13 protein-coding genes and 3 pseudogenes are annotated in these 13097 nt (G+C 59.9%); 4 read left to right on the forward strand and 12 right to left on the reverse strand.

What is annotated here, in order from left to right; translation table 11 throughout:
* Window positions 1-135: pseudogene (locus AWB66_RS34460) on the reverse strand (IS256 family transposase); the annotation flags it as partial.
* Between the two features lie 119 nt (window positions 136-254).
* Here AWB66_RS34460 and AWB66_RS34985 point away from each other — a divergent pair.
* A complete protein-coding gene (locus AWB66_RS34985) occupies window positions 255-422 on the forward strand; it encodes a putative Na+/H+ antiporter (RefSeq protein ID WP_407642306.1) in 168 nt (55 codons plus the stop codon).
* A 458-nt stretch (window positions 423-880) separates the two neighbouring features.
* On the opposite strand, the gene AWB66_RS22920 is transcribed toward AWB66_RS34985, so the two are convergent.
* The 9 genes and pseudogenes from AWB66_RS22920 to AWB66_RS35280 all read right to left on the reverse strand — a co-directional run bounded on the left by AWB66_RS22920 (window position 881) and on the right by AWB66_RS35280 (window position 8851).
* Window positions 881-2161 carry a hypothetical protein gene (locus AWB66_RS22920; protein WP_087632355.1) on the reverse strand — a complete coding sequence of 427 codons (1281 nt, stop codon included), beginning with the start codon at window positions 2159-2161 and terminating at the stop codon, window positions 881-883.
* A gap of 147 nt (window positions 2162-2308) precedes the next feature.
* Entirely contained in the window at window positions 2309-2836 is a 528-nt protein-coding gene (locus AWB66_RS22915; RefSeq protein ID WP_087632356.1) for a hypothetical protein, read from the reverse strand.
* 25 nt (window positions 2837-2861) lie between these two features.
* Window positions 2862-3806 (reverse strand): CsgG/HfaB family protein, encoded by a 945-nt coding sequence (locus AWB66_RS22910; RefSeq protein ID WP_087632357.1) that lies wholly within the window; start codon window positions 3804-3806, stop codon window positions 2862-2864.
* Window positions 3807-3823: 17 nt separating this feature from the next.
* The gene (locus tag AWB66_RS22905; protein ID WP_235021196.1) at window positions 3824-4258 is read right to left on the reverse strand and encodes a curli assembly protein CsgF; all 435 of its coding nucleotides are present in this window, start codon (window positions 4256-4258) and stop codon (window positions 3824-3826) included.
* Window positions 4259-4298: 40 nt separating this feature from the next.
* Window positions 4299-4961, reverse strand: a complete 663-nt coding sequence (locus AWB66_RS22900; protein WP_087632359.1) for a CsgE family curli-type amyloid fiber assembly protein — start codon at window positions 4959-4961, stop codon at window positions 4299-4301.
* Between the two features lie 306 nt (window positions 4962-5267).
* Complete coding sequence (locus tag AWB66_RS22895; protein ID WP_087632360.1) at window positions 5268-7673, reverse strand: ATP-binding protein; 2406 nt, start codon at window positions 7671-7673, stop codon at window positions 5268-5270.
* A gap of 155 nt (window positions 7674-7828) precedes the next feature.
* Window positions 7829-7999 (reverse strand): annotated as a pseudogene (locus AWB66_RS22890) (tyrosine-type recombinase/integrase); the annotation flags it as partial.
* Between the two features lie 169 nt (window positions 8000-8168).
* Window positions 8169-8372, reverse strand: a complete 204-nt coding sequence (locus AWB66_RS22885) for a cold-shock protein (RefSeq protein WP_087632361.1) — start codon at window positions 8370-8372, stop codon at window positions 8169-8171.
* A gap of 383 nt (window positions 8373-8755) precedes the next feature.
* A complete protein-coding gene (locus AWB66_RS35280) occupies window positions 8756-8851 on the reverse strand; it encodes a hypothetical protein (protein WP_456151190.1) in 96 nt (31 codons plus the stop codon).
* A gap of 310 nt (window positions 8852-9161) precedes the next feature.
* On the opposite strand from AWB66_RS35280, the gene AWB66_RS22880 reads away from it, so the two are divergent.
* A complete protein-coding gene (locus AWB66_RS22880; protein ID WP_087632362.1) occupies window positions 9162-9656 on the forward strand; it encodes a YciE/YciF ferroxidase family protein in 495 nt (164 codons plus the stop codon).
* Between the two features lie 79 nt (window positions 9657-9735).
* Window positions 9736-10245 carry a ferritin-like domain-containing protein gene (locus tag AWB66_RS22875; protein ID WP_087632404.1) on the forward strand — a complete coding sequence of 170 codons (510 nt, stop codon included), beginning with the start codon at window positions 9736-9738 and terminating at the stop codon, window positions 10243-10245.
* Window positions 10246-10770: 525 nt separating this feature from the next.
* Here the strand turns inward: AWB66_RS22875 and AWB66_RS22870 are convergent.
* Window positions 10771-11691: pseudogene (locus AWB66_RS22870) on the reverse strand (IS30 family transposase).
* 305 nt (window positions 11692-11996) lie between these two features.
* A complete protein-coding gene (locus AWB66_RS22865) occupies window positions 11997-12482 on the reverse strand; it encodes a hypothetical protein (protein WP_087632363.1) in 486 nt (161 codons plus the stop codon).
* A gap of 227 nt (window positions 12483-12709) precedes the next feature.
* On the opposite strand from AWB66_RS22865, the gene AWB66_RS34450 reads away from it, so the two are divergent.
* Window positions 12710-12988: a heavy metal-binding domain-containing protein gene (locus AWB66_RS34450; protein WP_235021197.1), complete on the forward strand. Its 279-nt coding sequence runs from the start codon at window positions 12710-12712 to the stop codon at window positions 12986-12988.
* Window positions 12989-13097 lie beyond the last annotated feature (109 nt).

Consider the following 13097-nt stretch of genomic DNA (forward strand, 5'->3'; position numbering starts at 1 on the left):
CCAGACCTGATTCGCCCAGGACCGACTTAGCATCCTTGCCCTGCACTTGGGCATAAATTGGTCGATCAACTCATCGGGAAACAGCTTCGGTGCCTTCGGGTTCTTGCTCTTCTTTGTCACGGTTGCTTCGGTCATAGAATGTTATTTCCGTTATCGTCTCATGACCTCTGCACACAGAAAATCTGACAGGCTCACGCCCGGTTCGGCCCGCGATGGTTCACGTCCCCGCCTGACAGCGCCGCCGACACAGCCAGATGACGAACGTCGTTATGTGGCTCTCTCGCTTCTTGCCACTGCGCGCAGAGGTTGCCGTGGTTTGGTTCTCGCTGTTTGCCATTCCGCTGCTGAGCTCCTTGCTACCGAACCGGCACGCAATGACGCTCGGGGCGCTTCTCTTGCGAGACAGACTGTCCGCCGCTTAGGTACTCGAACGCTTCAAGTACTTCGGACTCGCATTGCTCTTCGTGAACGTGTCAATCGGCGGCGTCATGACGGCGTAAGCCCCCGGACGCTACTGGTAGTTTGTCACCTCAAGCGACCATCCCGCAGTCCGCTGCGGAAATTGAACCGAACGACGGGATAGTTTTGCCGTGAGCTTCAATGTCGATCTACGAGGCAAGCTCGTTGTCGCAGGGCCACAGGTGCGACGGATGAACGAGAAGACAAGCACCGCTGCATAGCCAGACGGGTACGCATTCGATGTAGTACGCAGCATAGCCTTAAGCACCGAACTGGTTGAATTGGCGGAGGGCGCAGTCTTGAGATCGCACGATTGGACAGTCAATCGCCGCAGGAAAAAGGCGCAACTGACGATGAGCAAACGGGGCGGTGAGCGGGCTGAAAGACCGTTCACCACCCTGATGATGTCGCGCCGTCGAGCTTAGTGCTGTGCGATCGTTGCCTTGTTCGCGACGCCGACTTGCGTCACGGCCGCCGAGTTGCCATAGCCGGCTTGCGTCAGCGACGCGGTGTTACCGAGGCCAGCCTGTGCGATCAGCCCGACATTGCCCGCGCCGCTTTGCGAAGCGGTGGCGATGTTGCCGAGGCCGCCCTGAACGAGCGTCAGCTCTTCACGCGAACCCGTCTGCGATGCGCTCACCGAGTTCAGTTCGCCGATTTGCGTCGACAGCAGCGACGACTCCACCGCGGCCTGTTGCGACAGGTCTGCGTTGTTGTTGTTGCCGATCTGCAGTGCGTTCACGGTGTTGTAGCCACCGAAGCGTTGCGCGACCGAAGCGGTGTTTTCGCTGCCGCTCTGGATCACCGTCGTGTGGTCGTTGGCTTCATACAGTTGGTCGACATAGACCTTGTTGAACGCCGCGCCGCTCTGAACGACGTTGGTCGTTTCGTTTTGCGCGTTGATCTGGTGGACGCTCACGAGGTTCGGCAGGCTCGCGCCGCTCTGGTCGATGCTTGTGTGATTGCCGCCGCCGTTGGTCGACGAGACGTTCGCGATCTCGGCGCCGTCCTGCTTGATCGACACCGTGTCGGCGAGTTCGCTGCTTTGCTGCACCGAAGCGTCCGTGCCGCCGCCCGTCTGCGTGATGGTCGTCTTGTTGAAGCCGCCGCCGTTGGTATTGACCACGGCCTTGTCGTTGCCACGGTCTTGCGAGATTTGCACGTTGTTGCCGATCGTGCTGGTCTGCGTCACCGTGGCGTCGCCTCCATTGATCTTGCCGTAGGCCTTGTTCATGCCCTGATCGATGTTGACGATGTTGCTCGACGCGCCGGTCTGGGTGATCTTCGCCTTGCTGTTCGAACCGTTCTGGTTGATCGAGTCGTTGTCGAACGAGGACGTGGTTTGCGACACGCTGGCCGTCGAATTGCTGCCCGACTGCGAGATGCGGGTTTGCTCGGCATAGGCACCGTCTTGCGTCACCGTCGCGTTCAGGTTCGAATTGTTGCCGACGCCGTTCTGCTTGATGTCGGTCTTGTTGAACGCGCCGGTCGTCGACGTGACCGTGGCGGTCGCGCCATTGGCCGTTTGCTGCACCTTCACGTCGTCATAGCTGGACGCTTGCTGGTCGACCTTCGCCGTGTTGCCGTTGCCGAACTGCGCGACGCTCGCGCGCTCGCCCACCGAGTAGCTGTCCGCTGCGAATGCCGACGTCGATGCCAGTGCTGCCAGACCCATAGCGATGATGATTGCCTTGACTTTCATTTTTGTACGCCTCGTTGATTTGATATTGGAATACTTCGATTGATTACCGCTTACGGATGACAGCCCCCGCTGCCATGCCGGCCCACTCCACTGCGAACTGCCCCGCACCTGCGGTCTCGAAACTTTGCTGCCCTGGTCTCCTCCCACCTACTTCATCAATACCGAAGCTCGCGCGCCGTTGCCGGTCTGCGTGACCGACAGGCCGGCGCCGTTGCGGCTCTGCAGGATGGTGACCGAGTCGTTGGTGCCGAGCTGCGTCACCCGCGATGACATCGACGAACCGATCTGCGTGACCGTTGCTGCGTTGCCGCTGCCGCTCTGCACGGTGACCGAGCGATTGCTCGTGCCCGCCTGGTAGCCGCCGTACTGGTTGCCGCTGCCGCTTTGCGAAAGCGCCATCCAGTTGTCCGTTCCTGTTTGCGCCATGACGGCCGCGTTGGCGACGCCCGCCTGATTCGCCATCAGCCCGTTGTGCCCGGATTGCACGGCGGTCAGGCGGTTTTCCGCGCCGGCCTGCTTGACTCTCGCGACTTGCGTCGCGCCGCCGAAGCCCGGCTCCGACGGACCGAAGTCCGAAACCGGCGACAGGTCCGCGGCGAACACCGCGAGCGACACGCTCACGACCGCGCCGAGCGCCGCGCCAAGCGCGAGCTTCGGGATACGCGGAGTTTTCATGCTGGTCTCCTCCTGTTCGATTGGCTCAACCGCTCACGCCGCTGCCAACGGCCTTGGGCGGATCGACCTTGGCCGGGTCGTAGGGCGGATTCACCGCTTCCATCGTCTGCGCGTAGCCCTGGTTTTCCTGCAGATAGCGCTGCATCGTCGGGTCGTACCAGTCCTTCATGTCCTTGAGCGACCAGGTCTGGTTAGCCACACCCTGCACGATCAGGTGCACGAGCGCGGATTCGATCGCCTCGTTCACGCACAACTGCTGCGGCTCGTTGCGCGTCATTCCGATCTCGGCCTGCAGCAAATCCTTGAAGCCGATGAAGCGGTACACGCCGGTGTCGATCTGGATCGAATAGATGGTCTTGGTCGTCGAGACGCTGTTGAGGATCGTGCCGTTGCGGATATCCACGGCGCGCAGGTTCACCGTCACCTGATCGACGCGATACTGCTGCGACGCCGAGATCCCCAGATACGCGATGCCCGCTCCGCCCGTGCGGATATTTGAGTCGTAGCCGACGATGCCGCCTTCGAGCACGATGCTCGCGGGCGCCAGCGCGCCGATCTGCGGGATCACGCGGTTCTTGTCGTCGGGCGTCTCCAGTGCGCGCATGATCTTGCGTTCGGTCAGCAGGTCCTGAAGGTTCTCGCGTTCGACCGGCGTGAACCAGCCGGAATCGCGCATCGCCTTGACAAGGAACGAGGCGCCGCCCTGCGTCACCTGCGACGAGAACGAACTGTCTGGCGACGGCTTGTACTGGCCGGTCAGGTCGCGAAAGCCGTACACGGCGGCGGTGATCCTGCCCTTGGGCGGCGGCAGGTGCGTGAGGTCCCGCGTGACGCGCGTCGGCGGCGTGAGCGTCGCGTTGCCGGCCGAGGCCATCGGCTGGGTCACGCAACCCGTGAGCAGCATCGTCGAGAAGACCATTGCAGCCAGAGTCGTGCGCATGGCGGTGGTTTTCGCGGCATTCTTGTTCATTTCGTATTGCTCTCGCGTTACTGGCCGTTGCCGACGATGAAAGTGGTCGATGCGCCCGTGGTCTTGTCGGTCGTCGTGACTTGCAGGTTGTTGCCCGAGACCTGCGTGATCGAAATCGAGAAGTTGCCCGTGTTGATCGTGCCCGGATGCAGCGTGCCGTCGGTGCCGACGATCGAACTCGAAATCGACGACGCGACGCGCGAGAGGATCGCCTGCTGCAACTGCGTGTTGAACTGGTCGAGCGTGGACTGGCCGCTCGTGCCGAGTCCGCTCGTCGCCGGGTCCTTGTACTTGTTCTGCGCGTTCGCCTCGTTAAGCAGGTTCGGCCCGTTCAGCGGGTTGCCGCCGAAGTTCGGATTGATCGGCTCGTAAACGAGCGCGGTGGAGTGAGCGGCGACAATCTGAATCGAGAGCGCGCAGGCGAGCGCCGCGCGTTTGACAAGCGCATTCATTTTCATCGTGATTCCCCGTAGCTGGCCGTGTTGCGTTTTATTAGAGTTCGTCCGTCGCCATGTCGGCGTCGCGGAACAGCAGGCGCGTCAGGTCCGCCTGCATGACGTTCTGGAACGCCACCTGCGCCGCGCCTTCCGCGACGGGCCGCACGTTGGAACGGGCGATCGGCAGGAACGCCTGAAACACGCGGCGCTGGCCGTATTCCACCCAGACCAGACTGCCGTAGCGCGCGGAAGGCCGCTCGTGCACCGAGACGATGTAGCGCTCGGAGAGCGGAATCGCGCTCCAGGCCTGCGCGAACCAGTTATAGAAATCCTGGCCCGCGAGCGTGACGGTGTCGGTGGTGACGACACCGCCGAGCGTGGCGTCGAGCGGCTGCTGATTGTTGACGTCCGCGGCGCGGGCGCGCGGCGCGCCGGCGAGCGTTTCGCTCTTGTCAAGCGAGGACGCCGCGTTCAGCGTGCCGCGCGGCGTGAGCGGCGCGCCATTGGCAGCGGGTAGCGGTCCGGTCTTGTTGACCGGGCTTGGGGTCGGCGTGCTCGGCAGCGAGATGAGCGGCTGAGCCTGGTTGGCGACATCGACATGAATGGCCGGCGGCGTCTCCGCGTCTTGCGCCCATGCACTCGTGACGACGGTCGATGCTGCGATGCACACCGCGATGGCCGGCCCTTTGAAGGGCTGATTGTTTTTTTCCCGCTGCATGACTTCCCCGTATGCCCGTGGTCGCTTTGGTGCTGCCTTTGGGCTTGTTCTATTTGTATGACGGGACGAATTTTGCGTAATAAACTGTAACTGTTATGTTGTATGTCCCACATAAAACTGAGGAAGTGCCGAACTTCGAGATGGCGTTCGCCAGGTAACGTCCGAGCAAGGATGCAGGCGAATGACGCTTCTTGGCCGGTTGCCGAAGTTCGCAGTTTGACCGCCGGACATTAGAGGCCACCGCGGAACGGCAAACCACAATGCGCTGCGCACCATCGGCAGGCACCGGTCCGAACGCTAGCCCAGCTATTTCTTTGGCGACGCGATTTCGCCCAAAACCCCAAGCAGCGATTTGAAGTCAAGTGGCTTGACAAAGTGATGATCGAAGCCAGCAGCCAGTGCTTTCTCTTTATCTTGCGGCAAGCCATATCCGGTGACTGCAACCAGGACCACCTTCGCCGTTTCAGCTCTGTTGCGAAGCATGCCGGCCAACTCATAGCCGTCAATATCCGGCAGGCCAACATCGAGCAGGCAGACGTCCGGGCGCCAACGTTCGACTACCTCAAGAGCCGTTGTCGCGTCGGAAGCGTACTGTACGTCGTTGCCCGCGGTTTCGACCAGCATCCCTAGCGCCTCCGCCGCGTCCGCATTATCGTCAACGATCAGCATCTTCAATTCGGCGAGCGAAGACGACTCGCCGGCCGTTGGGTGCTCGGCCCGATAAAGGCCCGCATGCGTGACTTCGAGGTAGGGCAGGCAGACGACGAACGTGCTGCCAAGCCCAGGGCCCGCGCTCCACGCATAGACAGAACCGCCATGTGCCGTTACAAGACTTCGCACCAGCGCCAAACCGATTCCCAGTCCGCCCTGTGACCGGTCGGCGCTGCGCTCTGCCTGTGAAAACAATTCAAACGCATGAGCGGTGACGTCGGGGGTCATGCCAATCCCGTTGTCTGACACGACCAGCTTAACGTTCCCGCTCTCGATGCGCACTGTGAAATCGATCGTTCCTCCCTCCGGCGTGTATTTTGCGGCGTTGATAAGCAGATTGGCCAGCACTTGAATCAAGCGCTTCTCGTCTCCGCGCACCAGCGCGGCGCCGGGTGAAGTATGGAGCGAAAAGCGGTGCTTTTTCCGCTCAATGATGGGTCGCACCTGCTCAATGGCATCCGCTGCCGCTCGATTCAGGTCCAACACCTCGAATTCATATTGCACTAAGCCTTGCGTGACGCGTGAAACATCAAGAAGATCCTCGATCAGGCTCGCCATGTGTTTCGCCTGACGGGCGATGATGGCGCTCGCCTTGCTCACCCGCGGTTCGTCGTTGGGGAACACCCTGATTAGATCGGCCGCCGATGCAATGGGAGCAAGCGGGTTGCGTAGCTCGTGAGAAAGCATCGCCAGGAATTCGTCCTTGCGTTTTGCGGCAACCAGCAATTCCTCCTCGGCCGCTATCCGTTCGGTGATGTCCAACTGGGCGACGACCGCGCCCGTGATCTCGCCGTTTTCGTCCCGGATCGGTGCACCGCTGCTTAAGAGAACTCGCCGGACCGGCGGTTCGTCGAAACTCTCGATCTCGAGTAAATCACCGACTGCCTCTTCCCCGCGAAGGGCTCTTGCTGTCGTCCAATCGGCAAGCTCCAGGGCGTGTCCGTGCCGCGTCGAGTGGTCCGCCCAGCGAGCCCTCCAACTACCGAGATCAGCGAGAGTCGTTCGGGTCGGGTGATGTTGGCCCCACAACTGCGCAAACATTCGGTTCTCGCGCTCGATCGCACCGTTGCGGTCGCTGACGACAATCCCGACGGGCACCACCTCGAGAAGTGCATCGAGACGGCGAGTGGCGGCCTCTGCCAGCAGCGCCGCCGCCCGGGCGCCGCGTTCGCTTCGTTTGCGTCGCTGATCAGCGTTTCGCTGCTCGGTGATATCCGAAAACAGGATGGCCACTTGGTTCGGTCTAGACGGGTCCAGGCGAAATGCGTGCACGTTGTACCAACGGTCGAGCATCGCCGCTTCGTTCTGGAAATGCGCCGGCATGCCCGTTCGCGCGACTTCGCCGTAGGTCTCGAACCAGTGCTTTTCATGATGAGGCGCCAGTTCCAGCATGGTTCGTCCGGTTGCTTTGACCAAGCCGGTTTGCGCCTCGAACGCCGGATTCACGGTGAGAAACCGATAGTCAGCAGCCGTTCCGTCCTCGTGGAATAGCATCTCAATGATGCAAAAGCCTTGATTGATTTGCTCAAACAACGTGCGATACCGAAGTTCGCTGTCAGGAAGCGTCGCGGAAGACGCGATTTCTGCAGCCGCCTTGCACGCGGTGACGGTCTGGCGGACGCAGACGAGTTCACCGCTTTCATCATGCACCGGCGCATGCTCCACTCTCCAACTGCACTTTGCCTCGGTCAGCGCGGCGTGTTCGCCATACTCGGCGGTCAGAATGACGCAGTCCGGTGTTCCGCTCGCCACGACGAGTGCAATTGAGCCTCGTAACGCTTCCCGCGTCGATTCGCATCCAACAAGCGCTAGCTCAGAAAGATCATAGAGACTGACGCCGACGACCGGTCTCGCCTCGACGGAAAACGCATGCGAGAAAGCGTCACTGACTGCAAGCACGATTGCATCGGGACCAGTCGATAGAAGCATGCATGCAGCGGGGGAGGCACGAAACGCGTTCTTGTAGACAGATAGAGATGGCACTTCGTCAGCTTCGCTCATGTCATTGGGGGAAAGACCGTTGGTGGTTGGCTGATGCAATCGCGCTGAAATCTTGCAGCGTCGATACCGGCCCGTTTTTCAGCAATATGCGATCCTCGAACGCAGCCGATAACTGGCTCGAAACGTCGTCGCAAGCGAGGGGAGATTACTCCGCTTCATCTGCGTAAGCGCGCCGCCGCGTCGAGCATGCGTCGGCGTTCAGCGCGAACATAGATGGAGGTCGTTTGCAAGGATGCATGGCCAAGAATGGCCTGCACGACATCGGTTGGCATCTCACGCGCCGCCGCACGCGTGCCGAACGTACGTCGGAAAGCATGCGCCGAGACGTGTCAGGAATCTTGTGTGCTGAGGCCGGTTAGAATCTAAGTGATGGCGCTGGTGAAGCGCTCGCTATTGGTGCTGTCGGCGCCTCCCGGAGGCGGACTTCCGAGCCTCCTCTCTGCTCTGCTGACGCCCCGACGGCATTCGATCGAGGCGCCTTGACGCAAGACTCGCCTACGCCGGCTTGATGTTCGACGCTTGCTTGCCCTTGGGACCCATCTTCTCTTCGTAGCTCACCTTTTGCCCTTCTGCGAGCGTCTTGAACCCCTCCGAACGGATCTCCGAGAAGTGCGCAAACAAGTCATCGCCGCCCGCGTCCGGCGTGATGAAACCAAAACCCTTTGCATCGTTGAACCACTTGACCGTACCGGTTGCCATTTTGATTGACCCTGAAAGTTAAAGACGGCGCCGCCCTCGCGAACGCCCGGCCCTATCTTGACTGGCCGCAGCCGGCAACGCAATTGATTGGTTTTCGGTGGCTCCCGTCACGTGGGTCGTCTGTTGCGCCTTCTTAACGCAGTCAAGCCTGATGAAGGACCCACGACTGCCGCCCCTTCCCTCTCGCTCGAAAACGTGCGACAGACGCCGCAACGCGGGGATCAGACTGGAATCCGGCAACGAAATCGGCGTGCTGGGTAGGGAAACGAGGATAGGCAGAGCATTGCTCTCTGTCCCGCTTAGCGAATGCTTCAGAAAAGTGAGCTCGCGAGCGCGCGTACCCCGGGACCGGAAAGGTCGCCTGCCGAAAGCTCGCATCGGATTCAAGCTTGATCGAGGCGCCATTTTTCCTCACCCGCCGCGCCATCGAGCGCGATAGCGTTCTGATGCAGCGCGCAGAAGAGGAGCGTGCCGTCGATGGCGAGCGGCGTGACTTCATCGGTCGTTTCGACCCCGGATCATTCTGGCCTTTTATTCGACGGTGCGAAAACGCCACGCTTCACCCAGGTCGTGGATACCGCCCTTGCCGATCTCACGAGCGTTACGTAGCGAGTGGCGGCCTGCGTGTTGCGTTATGCGCGCTAGTCGAAGGTGAATTAAGAAACCGCTTCATCCATCGCAAGCCGAGACTTGCCGAGCTGTTCCAACAGACGCAGGTACGGACGCGGCACATTCGTTGCGTAAGAGCCTGTGCCGCGTCGGCGCCCTATCGACCAACCTGGAGAAATCATGCCCACTAAAACACTGAATGACCTTTTCATCCACGCGCTTTCCGACGTCTATAGCGCGGAAAAGCAGTTGACTAAGGCGTTGCCGAAACTGGCGAGAGCGGCGACCAGCCCAGAGCTAGCTGCGGCATTCACTACCCACCTCGAGGAAACGCAAGGCCAGATCGAACGGATCGACCAAGTTGTCGAAGCTTCTCAAATCAGACTGAAACGCGTGAAGTGCGTTGCAATGGAGGGCCTCGTCGAGGAGGGGCAGGAGCAAATTGAAGAGATTGAAAAAGGTCCCATTTTGGACGCGGCGCTGATTGCCGCCGCTCAAAAGGTCGAACACTATGAAATTGCGACCTATGGGACGTTAGCCACCTTAGCGAAGAAGCTCGGATACACGGAGGGCATGAAGTTGCTGCTCGAGACGCTACAGGAAGAAAAGGCGACCGACGAGAAGCTCACCATGCTCGCCAAGCAAGAGCTTTCTCAGGAAGAGGTAGGCAAGTAAGGGCATCGGCGCCGCACGGCCCTCAGGCCGGAGAAGCGACGCATTGCGCACGTAGAGACTTGACGATGGGAGTATGACCATGACTGATCCGAAGGAGCACCTCCTTGACTGGCTGCGGGATGCCCATGCGATGGAGCAGCAAGCAGAGCAGATGTTGCGCGCACAGTCCGGGCGGCTCGAACACTATCCGGAACTCAAGGCGCGAATTGATCAGCACCTGGAAGAGACGCTTGGTCAGCAAAAACTTGTGGCCCAGTGTATCGAGCGGTTGGGCGGCAGCACATCGACTATCAAGGATTTGGCTGCAAAAGCTATGGCGTTTGGACAGGCTGCCGGTGGAATGACAATGTCGGACGAGGTTGTTAAGGGCGCAATATCCAGCTATGTTTTTGAAAATCTCGAGATTGCTTCGTACACGTCGCTGATCGCGGCGGCAGAGGCAAACGGGGACTACGAGACAAAGTCAGCCTGCGAGCAGATCTTGCCTCAAGAAGTTGCGATGGCGCAGTGGCTCCTGGAGCATCTTCCCCAGGTAACGCAAAGGTATCTTGCGCTCGCCGCGACGCCCGGCGCGGAAGCAAAAAAATAGCGGGCTAGAAACTCGCGTCCACGATGTCGTCGCAACGAGTCGTAGTTCAGCAGGGGCAAACGTCTTACGCCGTCCCGTCTACGGGGCGGCGCTCTTCTGGGCCCAGTAGCAATGTAAGCACGGTGTCGCATCGGAGAGGAGGCGGAGCTAGTTGATCGGCACGCATTCGATTCTCACCGACTGGACCCCTTGGACGCTTAGCATAATTTCAGCGAATGTGCGGACGGCCGAGGCTTCCGCCTTTCCAACAAAGGTTAGCCTGTTGGTCGTTTCAGTGAGACATGTCAGGAAGCGCAAACTGCAGTACGCCGCAATCTGTCTGACTGTGTCTTGAGGCAACGCCTCGGATGAACGACATACGATCGTGATTTCGAAAGTCCGCATCGCAGCTCCGCTCAAATCGCCTCGACTATGGCGGGAATAAGTTCAGTGCAATCCGCGGGCCGTGAGCGCATTTTGTCAAGTGCGCGGCTGCAAGGACAAGGTTAGACGTGGGCGGTTTCAAACTGAAGTGCAACACGAGGTTCAGTGTTTAGCGCTTTGTGATTGGCTGGCTGAGGAAAGTGTCGCAGCGAAGACCACGAATGGCGAATGGAATGCGTGAGTTGCGCGCGGCCGGCTGTTCAAGCTGTCGGCGATAGCATCGAGTTCGTCCTGACTTAGACTGAGAGGTCAGAGTCTTTGGGGAGGTACTGGCGCAGCAATCGGTTGGTGTTCTCGCAAGTGCCGCTACCGCGGGCTGTCCGGGTCGCAGAAATACAGGCGCACGCCAGTGGCTGCAGTGAGTTCTTGATGCCGCGACATTTCTTTGCCCTGGTCGTAGGTAAAGGTTTGTCGCAAGGGCGCAGCAATCGAGTTGAGTTTGGCAGGGAAACCCGCCAGCGCTGAAGTGGCGGTGGCGTCTTCCATCTTGGCGAGCAACATCAGGCGGCTGGTCCGTTCGACCAGAACACCAACGGACGATTGATTGCCGGCGCCTTTGATGAAGTCGCTTTCCCAGTGGCTGCAGCAGGCGGTCGTCGATTTCGGGGTGGGCGCACGTGAATACTGACCATGTAGGGAACCTGCCCGCTCCGGTCCGTGCCGCGCGCGCGGGACATGCGGGTGCTATGGCCGTGGCGCAGGCAGGCAATCAACTGGCGGCGTAGTTCGCCGCGTGGCTGCGCGTAAATGGCCGTGTAGATGGTTTCGTGTGAAACCTGCTGGGTCGGGTCAGTCGGGTACATACGCTTGTATGTGCCCGATATCTGCTGGCGCGACCATTTCCTATCGAGCGGGGTGGGACGATGCGCCCGCAGACGTGCCGACGAATGGACGCGCGGCTGCCACGAGCACGTTGCGCTTGCTGCTTTGCCATTCGCCCGCATCTGAGAGCGATTAAGGTTCACGGGAGACTCCCAGTCAATGCACATCGCTCGTAGGATCGACGATGCCCGCCAAGCGCATTCCAGTCACGACGCACCTTTGCCTTTCAGTGCTTCTATCGGTATGCCGGGAGACCGCCCCGCGAGACGCTCGAATTCGCTCGGATCGTGACTGGAAAAGACCGCGACATCGCGGGCGGAAACGTCGTTGCACAGTGCACGCAGCCGTACCTGATTGCGTCGGCGCGCATCGCCGTCCTTGTCCCCCCCGTCATGAGAATAGCAGCGACGCGCAATCGACGCGCCTGCACTCGTAAGATACGGCACAGTCTCTGCATACGCATTCGCCGGCTATTTTACCGACGGAGATATCATGGCTTTCCAGCTTTAAAACCTGCGTGAAACCGCAGCGCCGACGGCAAACCTGGTCTTCGCGTCGTGGATTTTCTTACAATACTCGGCCAGAAGTTCGTTAGCGCATTCGACCGATATCGAGCGCCGGTCGCGGAATACCGGCGCCTTTGTGCCACGAACGCTATGCAACAAGAACTGAAGATTACGTAGCAGCTTTGAGATAGATTCACTGGCATCAGCTATTTCGAGACTTTGCCGCATGACGTATGTAAATGGGGTTGCCCGATAATACAAGTTGAGCCGTCGCAGTGGTAGCTTCTTTCCGATCCCTCTGAAGCATCGATGCCTGCCGCGGATCAAAGGAGGCACGATACAGTTCATAAGCCGCGAGTAAAAGCGGTGGTAGGCCACAAATAGCGTAAAGAATCTCATGGTCCGCAGGTCGACGTCGAGGCGCATCAGCACCGGCGTGGCCGCCGCCGCGATCAGGCCGACCGCGATGGCGTCGCCGTACCTCACAACGTCCTAGAGATCAAGCATGTCGAGTGGGATGCGGACATTCTCGAGTTCGTCGCCATTGGCACGGTCGTGGTCCATAACATGACACCAAGGGCTTCAGGGCCCACGACGGCGGTCCTTCCACCTCGGACCTACCAGGTCAGGATTTCTACACGCTGCTGAATTCCGGCTACCGGCCCATCGAACTGGTGATGGGCAGTTGCGTGTACCACGTCGCACACCGCGGCATGAAGGCGTTTAATCAGGCCGGTCGCAACGCGGAACTGGAGCAGTTCACCCAAGCGATTTACAGCGCGCGCGAACTGGCAATCGAGCGCATGCAGATCGAAGCGCAGACCGCCAAGGCCGGAGGCGTGATCGGCACGATGATCCATGAAAAGTCGCACCGCTGGGAAAGTCACGCGATCGAATTCTTCGCAATTGGCACGGCGGTTGCGCCGCTGAATGTCGAAATCGAGGCCAAGGAAATTCCGGCGCCGACCCTTGTGCTATCCGTGAACGACTGATCCAGCGAGTGGCATAACCGTGAACAAAAGGCAAAAGAATGGGATCACCTCTGATTAAGACTACGCTGAACAAGTATCGAATTTCGGACGCGGCCACATTGCCATAAGG

The organism is Caballeronia telluris (assembly GCF_001544495.1).
GTDB classification, from domain to species: domain Bacteria; phylum Pseudomonadota; class Gammaproteobacteria; order Burkholderiales; family Burkholderiaceae; genus Caballeronia; species Caballeronia telluris.

Coding starts and splice junctions, on each gene's coding strand:
- AWB66_RS22880 (WP_087632362.1), top strand. CDS start 9,162: ATGCCCACTAAAACACTGAATGACCTTTTCATCCACGCGCTTTCCGAC.
- AWB66_RS22910 (WP_087632357.1), bottom strand. CDS start 3,806: ATGAACAAGAATGCCGCGAAAACCACCGCCATGCGCACGACTCTGGCT.
- AWB66_RS22915 (WP_087632356.1), bottom strand. CDS start 2,836: ATGAAAACTCCGCGTATCCCGAAGCTCGCGCTTGGCGCGGCGCTCGGC.
- AWB66_RS34985 (WP_407642306.1), top strand. CDS start 255: ATGACGAACGTCGTTATGTGGCTCTCTCGCTTCTTGCCACTGCGCGCA.
- AWB66_RS22905 (WP_235021196.1), bottom strand. CDS start 4,258: ATGAATGCGCTTGTCAAACGCGCGGCGCTCGCCTGCGCGCTCTCGATT.
- AWB66_RS22900 (WP_087632359.1), bottom strand. CDS start 4,961: ATGCAGCGGGAAAAAAACAATCAGCCCTTCAAAGGGCCGGCCATCGCG.
- AWB66_RS22885 (WP_087632361.1), bottom strand. CDS start 8,372: ATGGCAACCGGTACGGTCAAGTGGTTCAACGATGCAAAGGGTTTTGGT.
- AWB66_RS34450 (WP_235021197.1), top strand. CDS start 12,710: ATGAAGGCGTTTAATCAGGCCGGTCGCAACGCGGAACTGGAGCAGTTC.
- AWB66_RS22920 (WP_087632355.1), bottom strand. CDS start 2,161: ATGAAAGTCAAGGCAATCATCATCGCTATGGGTCTGGCAGCACTGGCA.
- AWB66_RS22875 (WP_087632404.1), top strand. CDS start 9,736: ATGACTGATCCGAAGGAGCACCTCCTTGACTGGCTGCGGGATGCCCAT.
- AWB66_RS22895 (WP_087632360.1), bottom strand. CDS start 7,673: ATGAGCGAAGCTGACGAAGTGCCATCTCTATCTGTCTACAAGAACGCG.